The organism is Collinsella sp. LCP21S3_C7, from assembly GCF_052118485.1.
In the GTDB taxonomy this organism is placed as follows: domain Bacteria; phylum Actinomycetota; class Coriobacteriia; order Coriobacteriales; family Coriobacteriaceae; genus Collinsella.
The window spans coordinates 1-17,654 of the sequence record NZ_JBQKHC010000011.1 but is presented as its reverse complement, the minus strand read 5'-3'; the positions used below and the strand labels follow the sequence as shown (position 1 = coordinate 17,654).

Annotated in this window: 15 protein-coding genes and 1 tRNA gene; 10 read left to right on the top strand and 6 right to left on the bottom strand. The window is 61.6% G+C overall.

The features are described from left to right. Window positions 1-73 precede the first annotated feature (73 nt). From ACTQ1E_RS05530 to ACTQ1E_RS05505, 6 genes are all read right to left on the bottom strand, one after another. A complete protein-coding gene (locus ACTQ1E_RS05530) occupies window positions 74-1,105 on the bottom strand; it encodes a rod shape-determining protein (RefSeq protein ID WP_006236061.1) in 1,032 nt (343 codons plus the stop codon). Between the two features lie 127 nt (window positions 1,106-1,232). Next, window positions 1,233-2,537 (bottom strand): tetratricopeptide repeat protein, encoded by a 1,305-nt coding sequence (locus ACTQ1E_RS05525; protein WP_441565199.1) that lies wholly within the window; start codon window positions 2,535-2,537, stop codon window positions 1,233-1,235. A 12-nt stretch (window positions 2,538-2,549) separates the two neighbouring features. Continuing rightward, the gene (locus ACTQ1E_RS05520) at window positions 2,550-3,092 is read right to left on the bottom strand and encodes a peptidylprolyl isomerase (RefSeq protein ID WP_441565197.1); all 543 of its coding nucleotides are present in this window, start codon (window positions 3,090-3,092) and stop codon (window positions 2,550-2,552) included. Between the two features lie 105 nt (window positions 3,093-3,197). Further along, the gene (locus tag ACTQ1E_RS05515; RefSeq protein ID WP_154516175.1) at window positions 3,198-4,352 is read right to left on the bottom strand and encodes a zinc ribbon domain-containing protein; all 1,155 of its coding nucleotides are present in this window, start codon (window positions 4,350-4,352) and stop codon (window positions 3,198-3,200) included. A 215-nt stretch (window positions 4,353-4,567) separates the two neighbouring features. Then, complete coding sequence (locus tag ACTQ1E_RS05510) at window positions 4,568-7,285, bottom strand: HAD-IC family P-type ATPase (RefSeq protein WP_441565195.1); 2,718 nt, start codon at window positions 7,283-7,285, stop codon at window positions 4,568-4,570. Window positions 7,286-7,361: 76 nt separating this feature from the next. Then, window positions 7,362-7,438 (bottom strand) — tRNA-Arg (locus tag ACTQ1E_RS05505). 203 nt (window positions 7,439-7,641) lie between these two features. On the opposite strand from ACTQ1E_RS05505, the gene aroF reads away from it, so the two are divergent. The 10 genes from aroF to ACTQ1E_RS05455 form a co-directional block, all read left to right on the top strand. After that, window positions 7,642-8,664: a 3-deoxy-7-phosphoheptulonate synthase gene (gene aroF, locus ACTQ1E_RS05500; protein ID WP_441565193.1), complete on the top strand. Its 1,023-nt coding sequence runs from the start codon at window positions 7,642-7,644 to the stop codon at window positions 8,662-8,664. A gap of 3 nt (window positions 8,665-8,667) precedes the next feature. Next, a complete protein-coding gene (locus ACTQ1E_RS05495) occupies window positions 8,668-9,582 on the top strand; it encodes a prephenate dehydrogenase (RefSeq protein WP_441565191.1) in 915 nt (304 codons plus the stop codon). Between the two features lie 36 nt (window positions 9,583-9,618). Further along, a complete protein-coding gene (aroB, locus tag ACTQ1E_RS05490; protein WP_441565189.1) occupies window positions 9,619-10,725 on the top strand; it encodes a 3-dehydroquinate synthase in 1,107 nt (368 codons plus the stop codon). Beyond that, entirely contained in the window at window positions 10,719-12,038 is a 1,320-nt protein-coding gene (gene aroA, locus ACTQ1E_RS05485) for a 3-phosphoshikimate 1-carboxyvinyltransferase (protein ID WP_427794801.1), read from the top strand. Before aroB ends, aroA begins: the two co-directional genes overlap by 7 nt. 1 nt (window position 12,039) lies before the next feature. Continuing rightward, window positions 12,040-13,137 carry a chorismate synthase gene (gene aroC, locus ACTQ1E_RS05480; protein WP_441565187.1) on the top strand — a complete coding sequence of 366 codons (1,098 nt, stop codon included), beginning with the start codon at window positions 12,040-12,042 and terminating at the stop codon, window positions 13,135-13,137. 169 nt (window positions 13,138-13,306) lie between these two features. Further along, the gene (gene pheA, locus ACTQ1E_RS05475) at window positions 13,307-14,452 is read left to right on the top strand and encodes a prephenate dehydratase (protein WP_441565185.1); all 1,146 of its coding nucleotides are present in this window, start codon (window positions 13,307-13,309) and stop codon (window positions 14,450-14,452) included. Further along, window positions 14,453-15,691 carry a shikimate kinase gene (locus ACTQ1E_RS05470; protein WP_441565183.1) on the top strand — a complete coding sequence of 413 codons (1,239 nt, stop codon included), beginning with the start codon at window positions 14,453-14,455 and terminating at the stop codon, window positions 15,689-15,691. Between the two features lie 100 nt (window positions 15,692-15,791). Continuing rightward, window positions 15,792-16,226: a type II 3-dehydroquinate dehydratase gene (gene aroQ, locus ACTQ1E_RS05465; protein ID WP_441565181.1), complete on the top strand. Its 435-nt coding sequence runs from the start codon at window positions 15,792-15,794 to the stop codon at window positions 16,224-16,226. Between the two features lie 223 nt (window positions 16,227-16,449). Next, on the top strand, window positions 16,450-17,283 hold the full coding sequence (locus ACTQ1E_RS05460) for a helix-turn-helix domain-containing protein (protein ID WP_441565179.1): 834 nt from the start codon (window positions 16,450-16,452) through the stop codon (window positions 17,281-17,283). 163 nt (window positions 17,284-17,446) lie between these two features. Continuing rightward, window positions 17,447-17,654 (top strand): hypothetical protein (locus ACTQ1E_RS05455; RefSeq protein WP_441565177.1); only part of this gene is annotated, 208 nt, incomplete at its 3' end.

The window sequence follows — 17,654 nt, the reverse complement described above, 5'->3', positions numbered from 1 at the left end:
TTGATTGTCGTTTGGTATTCAGATTTGAAGAGAAACCCGAAGAACGTGCCAAATGGAATCCACCTTTTGGAAATTAAGCGTTGGTCTGGACGAAACCGCCGTCAAACGCGTTGGCCTCGAGCACGCGAGCGCAACCGTTTACGACGTTGTCGAGCGCCGTGGGGCTCACGTTGACCGAAACGCCTGTCTCATCGCGCAAGCGGACGTCGAGGCCGCGCAGCAGCGCACCGCCGCCGGTCAGCAGAATGCCGTAGTACATAAGGTCCGAGGCAAGATCGGGCGGCGTGGCGTCGAGTGCGTCCTTGACGGCCTTGGCCATCTCGTCGAGCGGCTTATTGAGCGCACGACGAATCTCCTCGCTCTCGATGCGCACGGTCTTGGGCAGGCCCGTGATCACGTCGCGGCCATTGACCTCGACGTCAAGCTCGTCCTTGAGCGGCACGGCAGAGCCGACCTTAATCTTAATGTCCTCGGCCGTGCGCTCGCCGATGGCCAAATTGTAGGCATCGCGAACATGCGTGAGGATAGCCTGATCGAACTCGTCGCCGGCAATACGGATGGACTGCGACACGACGATACCGCCCATGGCGATAACGGCGACCTCGGTGGTGCCGCCACCGATATCGATGACCATGGAGCCGGTCGGCTCCTCGACAGGCAAGTCAGCGCCGATAGCCGCGGCCATAGGCTCCTCGATCAGATAGGCCTGGCGAGCGCCAGCCTGAATCGTAGCCTCGAACACGGCGCGCTTCTCGACCGACGTGACACCAGAGGGAACGCATACGACGACGCGCGGACGAGGGGTCCACGGATAGCGCTTCTCGGAAGCCTTATCAATGAAGTAGCGAAGCATGGCCTCGGTGACATCGAAGTCGGCGATAACGCCATCCTTAAGAGGACGCACGGCCACAATGTTGCCGGGCGTACGGCCAAGCATACGCTTGGCCTCGATACCGACTGCAAGAATGCGCTCATCGTTTTTGTCGATGGCGACGACGGAAGGCTCGCGAATGACGATGCCCTTGCCGCGCACAGAGACAAGCGTATTGGCGGTGCCGAGGTCGATGGCTAGATCGCCCGCATAGCTACCGAAGAACATGTCCATCAAAGAAAACAACGCAACTCCTGATGTGTTGAATGATTGCTGGAAAACTACTAGCTCATCATACTAGCGCAAGCCCGGCACCTCACTTGCGGTGAAGCACCGGGCAGCGCCAAATCTCATAAGGTCACTACTGGTTGTCAGCGGCCGAGAAATCGATGTCGAGCGAAGATACCGCCCAGCCGATATGGTTATCGGAGCGCACGAATTTGACGGTATATTCCTGCTCGCCGCCCTTGGACAGGGAAGCCTTCACCTTCGCGGTGGTCTCGGTCATGGACTGATCCATGCCCTCGATGGAGACGGTGGCGCCCTGCGGGATCGAGGAGATAATCATCGCCTTGGCGTCCTCGGACAGACTGGAGGCCAGGCAGGACTCGGCCTTGGCGGTATCACCGTCGCCGGCAGCCTGGAACAGATCGGTGATGACGGACTCCTGCGAGGGGATACCCATGCCGCGCGTGTAGGCAAAGCCCAAACCGCCCGCGGCAAGAACAATCAGCAGAAGCAAAACCAGGAAGACCTTGAGGCCCGTATGGCGATGGCGACGACGGACCTTGGCCTGCTTGCGGTCCTGACGATCCTGCTGGACCATCTCGGACTCGGACAGCGTAAAGAAGCCCGTGTCGGACGGATCGGGCATAAACTGGCCAGTGGCACCCGTGGGATCGAGCGAATCGACAGCAGTCGTATCCATGGCGGGCGCCGGGGCCATGGCCATGGCGGTCTGGGCCGAAAGCGCGGCAAGTGAATCGTGCACGCGGGCAAGCTCATCGGCCTGCTCGGGCGTGAGCTGATAGATGCCGTCGGCGGTGGCGGCATTAAAGGCATCGAGCGCCTCGGAAGGACGACCCGCGGCAGAAAGCGCCTCGCCCATACCCGCGTTAAGCGCACGCGTGTCATCGCGCGGACCGGCAAAGTCGATGGCCGTGCGATAGGTCTCCACGGCGTCCGCCGGTCGGCCAAGTTTGATGAAGCAGCGGCCGAGTTCGCCAAGGGCGGCCGCGGGGGCTGGATTGGCGCCATCGATGGCGGCCTGGCGGAAGGCAGTGCCTGCATTGGCGAAATCGCCCGACTGGAACAGCGCGTTGCCAAGACCCAGATAGGCCTTAAACGGCGTGGCATAGGAAGCATCCTGCGTTGCGGCGGAGAACGCCTGGGCTGCGGTCACATAGTCACCCACGGCAGCGAGCGCCTTGCCGCGGTTGGTGAGCAGCGCGCCGCGCTTTCCATAGGTGCCGTCGTTGAGGGCAGCCGCGTACGCCTCGGCAGCCTCGGCATACATACCCAGGTGCATCAGAGCGTTGCCACGCAGATGGTCGGCCTCGCCCATGATCTCGCTGGGGGTCTTTGCCGCACCGAGCATCTGAGCGGCTGCAGAAAAGTCGCCCGCACGATAAGCGGCTCGACCCTGTTGAATCAGCTGGCTATTCAAGGAAGTCCCCTTTTACTCGTGAACGATCTCGACATGGACGATCTCGTCGCCGGCACGCAGCTGCGAAATCACGTCGAGGCCCTCGACCGTGGTGCCAAAGACGGTGTAACCGGAATCCAGATTGTGCTGGGCACCCAGGCAGAAGTAGAACTGGGAGCCCGCGGAATCGGGATCCATGGAACGTGCCATGGCAAGCGCACCGTCCACATGGCTGTTGCGCGGGTTGGTGGCAAACTCTCCCTTGATGCAGTAGCCGGGGCCACCGGTGCCGGGCATACCGTCGGGGCCCTCAAGGCCGGCGGCGACGTCAGCGCCGGACATATCGCGGGTATTGGGGTCGCCGCCCTGGATCACAAAGCCGGGCACATAGCGGTGAAACTTAAGGCCGTCATAAAAGCCCATGGTGGAAAGCTCGCAGAAGTTCGCCACATGGATGGGAGCGCCCTCGCCGTCAAATTTGACCTTGATCGTACCCTTCGACGTCTCGATGATCGCACACTCGTCACCAGCGAGCTGGTACGCGGGCGTATAAAGCTCTTTCTTAAAACCAAACATGCGGTTCCTTCCTCGTGCGTTTAAAGCATATTTGTACGAATTGTAGCAATAAGCACGGGCTTCCATCAATTGCGCACGCAGGTTATGCCGTCGGAGGGCAACAAATTACGAACGCGGCTGCGGCTTCCAGGCGCTCACATTGGCATCGTACTGGTTAAGGGCGCTGTTGCCGCCCTGTGCGATGGGCGCCAAGATTTCACTCTGGCGAGCGCTCAGCGACTCGCCATCGGGAATGGACAGCGAGATATCCCAGCTCTGGCAGATCATGTCGACGCGCTCGTACATCCACTCGGCAAGCTGCTTGAGGTGCTCGATATCCTCCGCGTAGACGGTATCATCTTGCACCTTAAGGTTGTTGAGCTCGTCTTGGGTCTTTTTGATCTGGTCGCGCAGGGCATAAGCGCTCTGCGACAGCTCCTGACGCGTGGAGAGCGGCGTGCGCAGGTACCCGCTGTTAAACGAGTCGACAACCTCGCCGATCTGATCATCGTCGCCATACGACACGATCGTCCGATACAGACCGTCGAGCTTGGTATAGAGCTGGTCGTCGGAAAGGACGGTCTCCTCCTGGACCACCTCGGCGGTATCGTCGGACTTGGTCTCTTCCTCGGTAGCCTCGCCCTTCTGGCGCGAGGGGAACGTCGTCTTGGCGGCCTGGCCAAACTGGTCGTAAAAGCCCGGCATAACGCCCATGGGGTCCGACGTCACAAACCAATAGGCACTGCCGCACACGGCAGCGAGCAACGCGATGACGATGAGCGGCTTGGGAATACGGCGCTTGTGCTTGTGGTAGGCATCCTCGTCAGGATGCACCTTGCGCTTGGGTTTTTGATTTTTGGACTGAGCGTCGTCACGAAGGGACACCGGCAGCGGGATATCGACCTTGGGAATGCCAAAATCCCTGTCGAAAGCCGGCAGCACGCAGGTCTCATTGGGATCGGCGGCATCGGAAAGTACCGCGGCGGCAGAGGCCGGCGCATGGGGCACCTCGGTATCGATCTGCTCCTGTGTCAGGCGGGGAAAACCAGCCGTGCGCCCAGCAGCCAGGTCGGATGCGGCCGCATCCTCGGATAGAATGCCCGGGGCAGGGCGCCCGCACTTGGAACAGGTACGGTCATGAGGCGACAGACGGGCACCGCAGCCTTCGCAGAACACAAACTCGGTGTGCTCGGGGCCATCGCCCGGGCCAACATAGGTATTGCAATAGGGGCAGAACGAGGAGCCGTCCTCTATGGTCTTGAGACAATGCGGGCAAATCACGGCATCCTCTTTTCGGAATCATTCGAACAATCGAGGTTAGAGCATAACATCGCTACGCCCCTAAAGGCACAGGGCACCAATTCAACATCGCAGGGTAGCTAATTTGGGACGGGGCTTTTTTAGCTACCCTGGCCGCCAATCGGCCAAATAGATCGCATCATCAGCCGGGTAGCTAAAAAAGCCCCGTCCCAAATTAGCTACCCTGTGAGGTGCGGTTACTTCTTCTTTTTGCTCGGCATCGAAACCTTAATGCCCTGCGCGGACTTGGTCACACGCGAGCGCTTGGCGCCCGCGCCCTTCTTTTTCTTGGGCTGGGTCTTTTCCACGCCCTCGAGCGCGCGGGCCTCGGCCTCGCGAGCGGTGCGATCTTCGCGGCGCTGCGCCATGTCGGCGGCGACGCGCTTGGCAAAACGCTCGGCCGTCGAGCCCGTCGAGCTCACCTTGCCGCCACCGCGGCCCAAGCGAACGCGCACGCCGCGGCCAAAGCCAGTGGCGGCATGGCGGCGACGCGGCTTAAGCGAATCCATCATCGTGGCGAGTTTAAAGAACACGCTGCAAGTAAAGACCACAATCACCAGAAGGATAATTGCCTCGCCCATCGACAAGTTGGCGATAGACAGCAGCTCGGGGAATCCGATAACGCCCACCAAGATGCCGACGACGACAAATACAAAGAGCACCACACGCAAGGGTGTGAGCGGCTGCGAGATACGCCAGATCAGGCTCACGCTTGCCGCACACGACGTGAGAAGGCACATCGTCGACAGCGTGAGCTGGCTAAAGCCAAACACGCGCGCCACAAAGATGTCGAGCGCCGCGGCCAAAATGACTGCAACCGACGCCGGCAGCGCGCGCTTGAGCACGTTGGTCAAGAATGACCCCTTCACGCGGGCATTGTTGGGCTCAAGGCCCAGCACAAAGCCCGGCGCACCGATGCAGAAGAAGTTAATGAGTGTCATCTGGATAGGCTCAAAGGGATACGGCGGCAGCGCGATGCACAGCGCCGCCAGGCCCATCGAGAACAGCGTCTTGGTCAGGAACAGCGAGGCCGAACGCTGCAGGTTGTTGATGGAGCGACGGCCCTCGGCCACCACGGCGGGCATCGAGGCAAAGTCGTTATCGACCAGCACGATCTCGGCCACGTTGCGTGCGGCGTCGGAACCGGCGGCCATGGCCACGGAGCAGTCCGCCTCCTTGAGTGCCAGCACATCGTTGACGCCGTCGCCCGTCATGGCAACGGTATGGCCACGACGCTTGAGCGCCTGCACGAGCTCGCGCTTCTGCTGCGGTGTCACGCGGCCAAAGACGTGATAGCGGTCCACCGCCGCATCAATCTTGGACGGCGCATCGAGCGTCGTGGCGTCCACATAAGCGTCCGCCCCCGGCACGCCCACCACGCGCGCGATCGACGACACCGTACGAGGGTCGTCGCCACTGATCACGTTGAGGGTCACGCCCTGCTCGTTAAAGTAGCCGATGGTCTCGGCGGCCGAAGTGCGAATCTCATCGCGAATGGTCACAAAGCCCACGGGCTCGGCCTCGCCCACCATATCGCCATCGGGCGTAAAGCCGTCCACACGGGCCACCACGAGCACGCGGCAGGTGTCGGCAAGCTCGGCCACACGATTTTCGACCTGCGCAAAGATACGCTCCGAAAGCACAAATTGCGCCGCGCCCATCACATAGGAGCCCTGCGCAAACGAGGCGCCGCTCCACTTTTTGGAGGACGAAAACGGAATGACCGACAGAGGCTCGGACACCTCGACCGGGCGGTCGGCGTAGTAGTTGAGCAGCGCCTGGCAGGTCTCATTGGCATCAGCCGAGGTCGCGCGCGCGACATTGGCAAGCGCAAAATCGAGCACGGTAGTATCGACGGGGACAGGTGCCTCGTCCGGGGCCAAGCCCACACCCTCAACGGGCAACGGATAGGTGCCCTCGACCTCCATGCGACCCGACGTGATAGTGCCCGTCTTGTCCAGGCACAGCACGTCGACGCGCGCGAGCGTCTCGATGCAATAGAGCTGCTGCGCGAGTACCTTGCGGCGCGCCAGGCGCACCGTGGCGATGGCAAGCACTGACGAGGTCAACAGCACCAGGCCCTGCGGAATCATGCCCAAAAGAGCGCCAACCGTGGACAGCAGCGCCGACGAAGGCACGCGACCGGCCAGCAGCTCGGAAAAGCACCACGAAAGCGCGCTATCGCCCGGCGCGCCCGCGGCGTCCCACAACCCACTTACACTCGAGGCGAACAGAGCCAGACCAAGCGGAATCATGATGACGCTTGCAAAACGCACGATGGCGTTGAGCGCGTTCATGATCTCGGAATTGACCTTTTTGACGTACTTGGCCTCGTTGTTGATCTTGGCCACATAGTTATCCGCACCAACATGGACCACGCGGGCACGCAACAGGCCCGAGTCGATAAAGCTGCCGCTCATGAGCTCGGAACCAGGTTGCTTCTTAATAAGGTCGCTCTCGCCTGTCAACAGACTTTCGTTAACGAGCGCCTCGCCCGATACCACCACGGCGTCGGCAGGTATCTGGTCCCCGCGCCCCAGACGAATGATGTCGTCGAGCACGATCTGGTCCAAGTCGAGCTCCACCTCGGCACCATCGCGCACCGCGATGGCCTTCTTAGAAGTGAGGAGTGTGAGCTTATCGACCATCTTCTTGGAGCGCATGGACTGGATAACGCCAATGGCAGTATTGAGGAACACCACGAACAGGAACGTCAGGTTCTTAAACGATCCGGTCATAATGACCAAAATCGCTAAGACCACGTTGATCAGATTGAACAGCGTGCAGAGATTTTCGATGATAAGCTCACGAACCGATTTGGTCTTGAGCTCCATGTTGCGGTTGATCTTGCCGGCGGCAATGCGCTCCTCGACCTCGGCGGTCGAAAGTCCGCGCTCGATATCCGTCGTTGCCATACCACGTCCTATCACGTCGCGTCGGTATAAGAAAAACCGCCCGGACCATGCGAGGTTCGGACGGTCTTACGTTCGATGGTGCCCCATGTTGGATTCGAACCAACGGCCTTCTGCTCCGGAGGCAGACGCTCTAATCCCCTGAGCTAATAGGGCCAACGGTTGGCATTATACCCAAGTGCGCCATGAGCTAACAACATAACAGAAAAAGCTCTGCAATTACGTGGGAGACGAAGCGCAACGGCTCACTTTAGGACGCAAAAGTGAAATAATTAGTATAAACTCTCATGCACCATATGATACGGCTCGCACTGCGGGCCGTTTTTGCACGGGTTATCCATCGAGGTGAGAGGCACACCATGATTGCAATTTTAAAGCAGAGCGCCAGCGATGAAGCCATCGGCCACATCGTCAGCTGGATTGAGAAGAAGGGTCTCAAAACCGACGTGTCGCGCGGCGAGAACGAGACCATCATCGGCCTGGTGGGCGATACGACCAAGATCGACCCGTTCCTGCTCGAGTCCATGGACGTCGTCGAGCGTGTGCAGCGCGTCTCCGAGCCGTTCAAGCGTGCCAACCGCAAGTTTCACCCCGAGGACTCCGTCATCGACTGCGGCCACGGCATCAAGATCGGCGGCGACCAGTTCCAGGTCATCGCCGGACCCTGTTCCGTCGAGGGCGAAAACCTCATTCGCATCGCCCGTCGCGTAAAGGCCGCCGGCGCCACGATGCTGCGAGGCGGTGCCTACAAGCCCCGCACCTCCCCTTACGCCTACCAGGGCATGGGCCCCGCCGGCCTGGACCTGCTATGCGAGGCCTCGGCCGAGCTCGACATGCCGATCGTCACCGAGATCATGGACCCGCGCGACGTGCAGGTCTTCTTGGATAAGAAGATTGACGTCATGCAGATTGGCGCCCGCAACGCGCAGAACTTCCCCCTGCTCAAGGAGGTCGGCAAGACCCAGACCCCGATTCTGCTCAAGCGCGGCATGTCCGGCACCGTCGACGAGCTGCTCATGGCTGCCGAGTACATCATGAGCGAGGGCAACGACAACGTTATCCTGTGCGAGCGCGGTATCCGCACCTTCGAGACCCGCACCCGTAACACCTTCGATCTCAACGCCGTGCCGGTGCTGCACCACCTGTCGCACCTGCCCGTCGTGGCCGACCCCAGCCACGCCACCGGCTACACCCGCTACGTTGAACCCATGGCGCTCGCCGCGACCGCATGCGGCGCCAACGGTCTGGAGATCGAGGTCCACGACGAGCCCAGCCGCGCATGGTCCGACGGTGCTCAGGCCCTCACCCCCGACCAGTTTGACGACACCATGCGCCGTATCCGCGCCATCCGCGAGGTCGTCTGCCAAAAGACCATGGAGTAGCCCATGGGTACGGTAAGAAACGCGCGCGTTAACCAGGGCGGCCCCAAATGCGCCGGCGTTGTGGGCCTGGGTCTGATCGGCGGCAGCTTTGCCCGCGGCTATGCGCAGGCGGGCGTCCGCGTGCTGGCCTGGGACCCCGACGATGACGTCATGACGGCCGCCAGCATGGGCACCGTCGCCGGCGAGCTCAACGACGAGACGCTCGGCGAGTGCGACATCATCGTGCTGGCCTGTTACCCCGAGGCCTGCATCGAGTGGCTCGAGGCGCACGCCCAGGCACTCGCCGACGCCACCGATACCGAGGCCATCATGGGGCCCGTGGTGATTGACACCGTGGGCGTGAAGGGCATCGTGTGCGAGCGTGCCTTCGAACTCGCCCGCGAGCACGGGTTTTACTTTGTGGGCGCGCACCCCATGGCGGGCACCCAGTACTCGGGCTACGCTCACTCCCGTGCCGACCTGTTCCAGGGCGCGCCACTCGTGCTCGTGCCGCCTGCAGTGGACGATGCGCTCAAGCTTGAGCTTTTAGGCCAGGTGCGCGAGATGGTGCGCCCCTTAGGGTTTGGCAAGTTCAGCGTGACCACCGCCGCCGAGCACGACCGCGTGATCGCCTTTACGAGCCAGCTCGCGCACGTCGTCTCAAACGCCTACGTCAAAAGCCCGACCGCCCAGGTCCACCACGGTTTTTCGGCCGGTAGCTACCGCGACCTTACCCGCGTGGCGCACCTCAACCCGCAAATGTGGTCGGAGCTCATGATCGACGACGCCGACGCACTTGCCTTTGAGATCGACCATCTGATCGAGGCGCTCGGCGCCTACAGCCGCGCGCTCAAGGACCGCGACCAGCGTTATCTTGAGAATCTCCTTGCCGAGGGCGACCGCATCAAGCGCGCGCTCGACGACGAGGCCACCCACTAGACCACCTACCACGCCAGGTCGAAAGGACCAAAGCTTATGGCGATTACCATCGATATCGACACCGCACGCCCCTACCAGGTGCACGTCGGCACGTTTTTGCTGGAGCAGGCGGGCCCGCTCGTGCGCGCCACCGCCGGCGGTACCAAAGCCGTCATCGTGACGGACACCAACGTGGGCCCGCTCTACCAAATGCCTGTTAAGCAGAGCCTGGAGGCTGCGGGCTATACGGTGAGTGTCTGCACCTTCGAGGCCGGCGAGGCCCACAAGCGCGCCGATACCTACATCAACATCTTGGAGTTTGTGGCCGAGCACGAGCTCTCGCGCTCCGACGTGATCGTGGCGCTCGGCGGCGGCGTTGTAGGCGACGTAGCCGGCTTTGTGGCCGCCACCTACATGCGCGGCTGCAAGTTTGTGCAGATCCCCACGAGCCTGCTCGCTATGGTTGATTCGTCGGTGGGCGGCAAGACGGCCATCGACCTAGCTGCCGGCAAAAACCTGGCCGGCGCCTTTTGGCAGCCGAGTGTTGTTATTGCCGACGTGGGGTGTCTCGCCACCCTCACGCCCGAGCAGTTCGCCGACGGTTGCGGAGAGGTCGTCAAACACGCCGTGATCGCTGACCCCGAGCTTTTCACCGAGTTGGAGAAGACCCCGCTCACGCTGGAGCTCCTCAACCGCGACGTTGCCCGTGTGGCGCTCATCATCGCCCGCAATATCGACATTAAACGCGCCGTGGTTGTCGCCGATGAGCGCGAGACCAACCAGCGCAAGCTGCTCAACTTTGGACACAGCGCTGGACACGCTGTCGAGGCCTGCGAGCACTTTGAGCTGGGACATGGCAACTGCGTGTCGATCGGCATGGGCATCATCACGCGCGCCGCAGCCCTGCACGGCATTTGCGACGCCGAGCTGCCCGGCCGCATCGAGGAGCTCTGCGCACGCCACGGTCTCAAGACCCGCTGCGAGCTTTCCGCCGACGCCATCTTTGCCGAGGCACTGCACGACAAAAAACGAGCCGGTGACACCATCGACTTGGTAATTCCGCACGGCATTGGCCGCTGCAGCATCGACCGCACGCCGCTTTCCGCCTTCCATGATTTAATTGCCGAGGGCCTCGGCCAGAAGGGAGACGCCTCCGCATGCTAGCCCGCATCACTCCGTCCCCACTCAAGGGCACCGTCCCCGCCATCGCATCCAAGTCGATGGCGCACCGCCTGATCATCTGCGCCGCCCTTGCCAACGGTGAGACGCATGTGACCTGCAACACCACCTGCGCCGATATCGAGGCCACGGTGCGCTGCCTCACGGCACTCGGCGCCCGCATCGAGACCGTCGAGGATGGCTTCCAAGTCCATCCCACTATGAAGAGTATTGAGTTTGGCCTGCTCAAAGCACTTGCCGGCGGCACGCTCGACTGCGGCGAGAGCGGCTCCACGCTCCGCTTTATGCTGCCCGTCGCCTGCGCGCTGGGGGCAGAGGCCACGTTTGTGGGCCAGGGCCGTCTGGGCGCCCGCCCGCTCTCCCCGCTCTCCGACGAGATCATCGCCGCCGGCTGCGACCTGCAGGGCCTGGGCGGCTTTCCGCTCAAGACGAGCGGCCGCATGCGCCCGGGTACTTTTATCCTGCCGGGCAATGTGAGCTCACAGTACATCTCCGGTCTACTGTTGGCAGCCCCGCTGCTGGCCCAGCCCTCCTGCGTGCAGGTGACCGGCCTTATCGAGAGTCGCCCCTATATCAACCTGACGATCCAGGCCATGAAGGCCTTCGGCGTCGAGGTCAACGTCGAGCGCATCCCCGCCAAAAACGGCAAGCCCGAGGTCACAAACTTCCGCGTGAGCAGCGGCTCGTACCGCACGCCCGGCAACGTGGCTGTCGAGGGCGACTGGTCCAACGCCGCCTTTTGGCTGTGTGCCGGCGCCATCGGCTCCGACCCCATCACTGTGGAAGGCGTATCACTGAGCTCCGCGCAGGGCGACCGCAACGTGCTCGCCGCGCTTTCGCGCTTTGGTGCCCGCATCGTGCGCTCCACCAACGCCGCCACCGTGCAGTCCGACAAGCTCGCCGGCTTTGAGATGAGTGCCCACGACATTCCCGACCTGGTACCCGTTATCTCGGCCGTGGCATCGCTGGCACAAGGCCGCACGTTCATCCGCGATTGTGCCCGCCTGCGCATCAAGGAATCCGATCGCTTGGCCACTACCACCCGCGAGCTCACCGCGCTGGGCGCACAGGTGCGCATTGCCGGCGACGACCTCATCATCAAGGGTGTCGATGCTTTTACCGGCGGCGAGGTCGATTCGCACAACGACCATCGTATCGCCATGATGGCCGCCATCGCCGCGAGCCGTGCTACCGGCGAAGTTGTGATCCACGGCGCCGAGGCCGTCAACAAGTCCTATCCCGATTTCTTTGACCACTACCGCCTGCTGGGCGGCAAGGTCACGCTCGAGGAGGAATAGCATGTCCTCGACCTTTGGCAACGTATTGCACTTAAGCATCTTCGGCCAGTCGCACTCCCCCGCCATCGGCTGCTCGCTCGATGGCATTCCGGCAGGTATTGCCGTTGACCAGGAGGCGTTGCAGGCCTTTTTGGACCGTCGCGCCCCCGGTCGCGACGAGACCGCGACCAAGCGCCGCGAGGCCGACGCCGCGCACATCATTGCCGGTGTGGTCGATGGGCACACCACCGGAGCGCCCATCGCTGCGATCATTGAGAACACCAACACGCGCTCCAAGGACTATTCCGAGCTGCGCCGCAAGCCACGTCCGGGCCATGCGGACTACCCCGCGCGCGTGAAGTACCACAACATGCACGATGTCGCCGGTGGCGGGCATTTCTCCGGCCGCCTGACGGCCCCCTTATGCATCGCCGGCGGCATCGCGCTGCAGGCACTCGAGGCCCGCGGCATTCAGGTGATGGCGCACGTCGCGCAGATCGGCGGCATCTCCGACCTGCCCATGGACGACATGGTCTATCGCGAGGCCGACCGCAAGGCGATCCTTACGAACGACCTGCCCTGCATTGACGCCGCCGCAGCCGGCCGCATGCGCGAGGAAATTCTCGCCGCACGCGATGAGCTCGATAGCATCGGCGGCATCGTGGAGTGCGGCATCTATGGGCTCCCCGCGGGTATCGGTGACCCCATGTTCGACGGCGTCGAGAACCGCATCGCACAGATCGCCTTTGGCATTCCCGCCGTAAAGGGCGTGGAGTTTGGCATGGGCTTTGCCGTGGCCGCCATGCGCGGCAGCGAGAACAACGATCCGTACCGCATAGATGCCGAGACCGGCGAGATTGCGGTCGATTCCAACAACGCCGGCGGCATCCTGGGCGGCATCTCCACCGGCGCACCCGTCATGTGGCGGATGGCCGTAAAGCCGACGCCCTCCATCGGTCGCGAGCAGCAGACCGTGGACATGGACGCCATGGAAAATGCGGAGCTCTCGGTCCACGGCCGCCATGATCCCTGCATCGTCCCGCGCGCCGTCCCCGTAGCCGAGGCAGCCGCAGCGCTCGCCATCTGGGACGCCCTCCTCGAGGACGCCGCCCAGCTTTAGCCCACCCACCCCGAGGGTAGCTAATTTGGGACGGGGCTTTTTTAGCTACCCCCATATGCCAGTGAGTATTTGCCCCGGCACCCATCGATTCGCCACCAGTCAAAGGGTAGCTAAAAAAGCCCCGTCCCAAATTAGCTACCCTAGGCAACGATTCACGAAAGGGGTCTCCATGGACCTTGCCGACATCCGCCAGGCCATCGACGGCATTGATACCACGCTCCTCAATAGCTTTATCGAGCGCATGGATATTGCCACCGAGGTCGCCAAATCAAAGATCGAGATGGGCAAGGCCGTCTTTGACCCCGCCCGCGAGCGCTCCAAACTCAACAACCTTGCCAGCCGAGCACCCGAGCGCTACGAGGCCCAGACCATTACCCTGTTCCGCCTTCTCATGAGCATGAGCAAGGCCGAGCAGCAGCGCTACATCAACGAGCTCAAGGGCATCACCGTGTCGCAAAAGGCCCATGCCACGGCAGCAGCATTTGACACACCTTTCCCTCAGACGGCCACCGTCGCCTGCCAGGGCGTCGAGGGCGCCTACAGCCAAATCGCCGCTTGCAAGCTCTTCGACGTGCCCGATATCGCGTTCTTTGAGACCTTTGAGGGCGTTATGCGCGCCGTACGCGACGGCTTCTGCGAGTTTGGCGTGCTGCCCATCGAAAACTCAACCGCTGGCTCGGTCAACGCCGTCTACGATCTTCTCGCCCAGTTCGACTTCTATATCGTGCGCTCGCTGCGCCTCAAGATCGATCACAACCTGCTCGTCAAACCCGGCACCAAGCTCGCCGACGTGCGCGAGGTCTACAGCCATGGCCAGGCCATCGCCCAGTGTGCCGGCTTTATCGAAGCCCACGGCCTGCACGCCACCAAGTACCCCAACACGGCCATGTCGGCCGAGATGGTCGCCAACTCCGATCGCACCGACGTCGCCGCCATCGCCTCACGCAGCTGCGCCGCGCTGTATGGCCTCGAGGTGCTGGAGCCCAACATCCAGGACTCGGACAACAACTACACGCGCTTTGTTGTCATCTGCCGCGAGCCGCGCGTCTATCCCGGTGCCAACCGCACTTCGCTTATGATCACCACGGCCAATGAGCCAGGTGCCCTCTACCGCGTACTCGAGCGCTTCTACGCGCTCAACATCAACCTCATCAAGCTTGAGAGCCGCCCCATCCCCGGGCACGACTTTGAGTTTATGTTCTACTTTGACCTGGACTGCCCCTTTGGCAGCAAGGCCCTCGACGACCTGCTCGACTCGATTGACGACGTGTGCGAGAGTTTCACCTACTTTGGCAGCTACACGGAGGTGCTCTAGATGACCGATACCGCCGCAACCCGTCCCTACGGCGTGCTGGGACGCGTGCTGGGCCACAGCTACACCCCGACCATCTACAAAGAGCTCGCGGGCCTGGAGTACGTGCGTTTTGAGCGCGAGCCCGAGGACCTCGAAGCCTTTATGACGGGCGACGAGTGGGAGGGCACCAACGTGACCATCCCCTACAAGCGCGCCGTCATGGACTACCTGGACGAGCTGAGTCCCCTGGCCAAGCGCATGGGCAACGTCAACACCATCACACGCCTGCCCGACGGCCGCCTGCGCGGCGACAACACCGACTACTTTGGCTTTCAGTGCCTGGTCGAGGAGCTGGGCGTTGAGGTTGCCGGAAAGAAGGTCCTCGTGCTCGGCGCCACCGGTGGTGCGGGCACCACGGCCAGCATGGTGCTCGGTGACCTGGGCGCCGTCGTGGTGCCCGTGGGTCGCACGAGCGAGGTCAACTACGAGAACATCGCACAGCAGTCCGACGCGGCGCTGCTCGTCAACTGCACGCCCGCCGGCATGTTCCCCCACTGCCCCGACGCTCCCTGCACGCTCGAAGGGCTCGATGCGCTCGAGGGCGTCATCGACATTGTCTACAACCCCGCCCGCACGGGACTGATGCTCGAGGCCGAGCGCCGCGGCATCCCCTGCATCGGTGGCCTGCTCATGCTTGTGGCACAGGCGGCACAGGCTGTTGAGCGCTACACCGGCCAGATTACCCCGCGCGAGCGCATCCTGGATGTGACGGAGCGCTTGTCTCGCCGCGAGCAGAACATCGCGCTCATCGGCATGCCGGGCTCGGGCAAGACCCGCGTGGGCGAGCAGATCGCCCAGCTCACGGGCCGCGAGCACATCGACTTGGACCGCGCGCTCGAGGAGCGTCTCGGCATGCCCTGTGCCGACTTTATCGTCGAGCGCGGCGAGGCGGCATTCCGCGAGCAGGAGACGGCGGCGCTGGCCAACATCTCCAAGCGCAGTGGCCTGGTGCTCTCCACCGGCGGCGGCGTGGTCACGCGTGACGAGAACTACCCGCTGCTGCACCAGAACAGTCAGATTGTGATGCTCAACCGCAAGCTCGACGAGCTCGCCCACAAGGGACGCCCCATCACCGCCCGCGACGGCATCGAAAAGCTCGCCGCGCAGCGCATGCCGCGCTACCGCGCCTGGGCCGACTACATCATCGACTCACGCGACTGCGCCGCCAACACCGCCCGCGCCCTCCTCGACACCCTCTAAAACCTGCCAAAAAGGGACAGGTTTATTTTGGCAGGTTTTATCTGGGCAAACGTCGCAGACAGCAAGCCCCGCCACCAACCAGACCGCAAAGGAAGCAACCATGAAAGCACTCGTCATCAACGGCCCCAACCTCAACATGCTCGGCATTCGCGAGCCGGGCATCTACGGCAGCGACAACTACGACCGCCTGGTCCAGATCTGCCAGGAGGCAGGAGCCGCACAGGGCTTTGACGAGGTCGAAGTCTTCCAGTCCAACCACGAGGGCAGTATCGTCGACAAGATCCAGGAGGCCTACGGCAAGGTCGACGGCATCGTCATCAACCCAGCCGCCTACACGCACACGAGCGTGGCGATTCTCGACGCCCTCAAAGCCGTCGCCATCCCCGCCGTTGAGGTCCACATTAGCGCCGTCGAGACCCGCGAAGACTTCCGCCAGGTGAGCTATGCGCGCCTGGCTTGCTTCGCCACCATCACCGGCGAGGGTCTGCAGGGGTATTCGCACGCGCTGGAGCTGCTGAGGGAGCGTCTGGGATAGGAAGAAGCAAACAAGGCGATTGGATCAAGTGCATCGATCTTCTGTCCGCCAAGGTAACATCCATAAGAGAAACGCGCGTCCGCAGCACACATTCTGTGGACGCGCGTTTTTTCTCGTTCGAGCCCCATCAAACGCAAACTGACAACATACCAGCTTTACAAACACCTATTTAGTATTAATATGGTAGGTATCCTATACGTTCCGGTATCTGAAAGGAACAAAGATGCCTCCAAAGACGATCCAGGTTAGCGAAAATCTAGCAAACCAAATCAAAACAAGGAGAGCAGAACTGGGCCTAAGCATCGAAGAGGCAGCTTCCAGAGCCGGTATCGGGGCAAAAACATGGGGTAAGTACGAGAGCGGCCAATCCATTCGAAGCGACAAGGCAACAGCTGTATGCAAAGTCCTTAAATGGAAAAACTTCCCCGATGATTCCGCAGCAGAGACTGTTAATGAGGACACAACAAAGGAATCGCTGGCGATCGATTCGTCTCATGCCGCCTGGTCCCAATTCTTAAAAGACGAATACGGTTATAAGGGTGCAGCGTCCTTCGCCTTTGGCACAGATATTCTGCTTGACTATATTAATCAAGATCTTGAGGACCTTTCTCATCTTCCAAAAGGGACTCATGTTGGACAACTCCCCGATAGCTGGATAATTGACTTACTTCCATCTCAATACCTGATGAAGTACGACTATGACTTTCTTTTCAGATTGCGAGCAGATCTGATTAGATATCGCCTGAGAGCAAAACACGGACATGACTTAATGGCTCACACCGTTGCACAAGAACTACTTGTACGGCTGATCCGAGACGTGTCATTCGAACTCGTTTCCGACTGGGAATCCGATGAGACCGATCTCGATGCAAACGGCTATCCAAGAGATTTAGGTTGGGATGAATGGCCCGAAGATATCTGCGGGGACGATGATTTCAGATTCTTCATTGACGACGACAAATGGACGGAAGAAAGTGATTCCTACTCATTCGAAAACTGGTTCGAACCCCAGTTTTATCTAAGTTACCCAGATGGAAAAGTGCGAGATCAGACGTAAAATCAGGCTCTTCGGTGGTTTCTGTGGGAGAGATTCCGGCATAGGCCCAGCTCAGCGGGCGAAAACAACGATCTGGAACTGAAACGGCCCCGGGAGGGGCCGTTTCCGCGTCATCCGCCTATGATTGCTAAGCCAAATTCAGACAACCGAAGAGGTGTGACGCATGAAGAGTCTACTACTTCTCGCCCTCGGTCTGGCCCGCACGGTCGTCCTGGGCGCGCGCATCGAGGCCGAGCGCATCGTCGTGAGCGTCCGGCCCTACAAGCGCGAGCAGCGCCGCTGCCCCGTATGCGGCAGGGCCTGCGACTTCTACGACATGGCGAACCGCGGGGCCCCCAGGCTGTGGAGGGCGATGGACCTGGCGCGCTCGG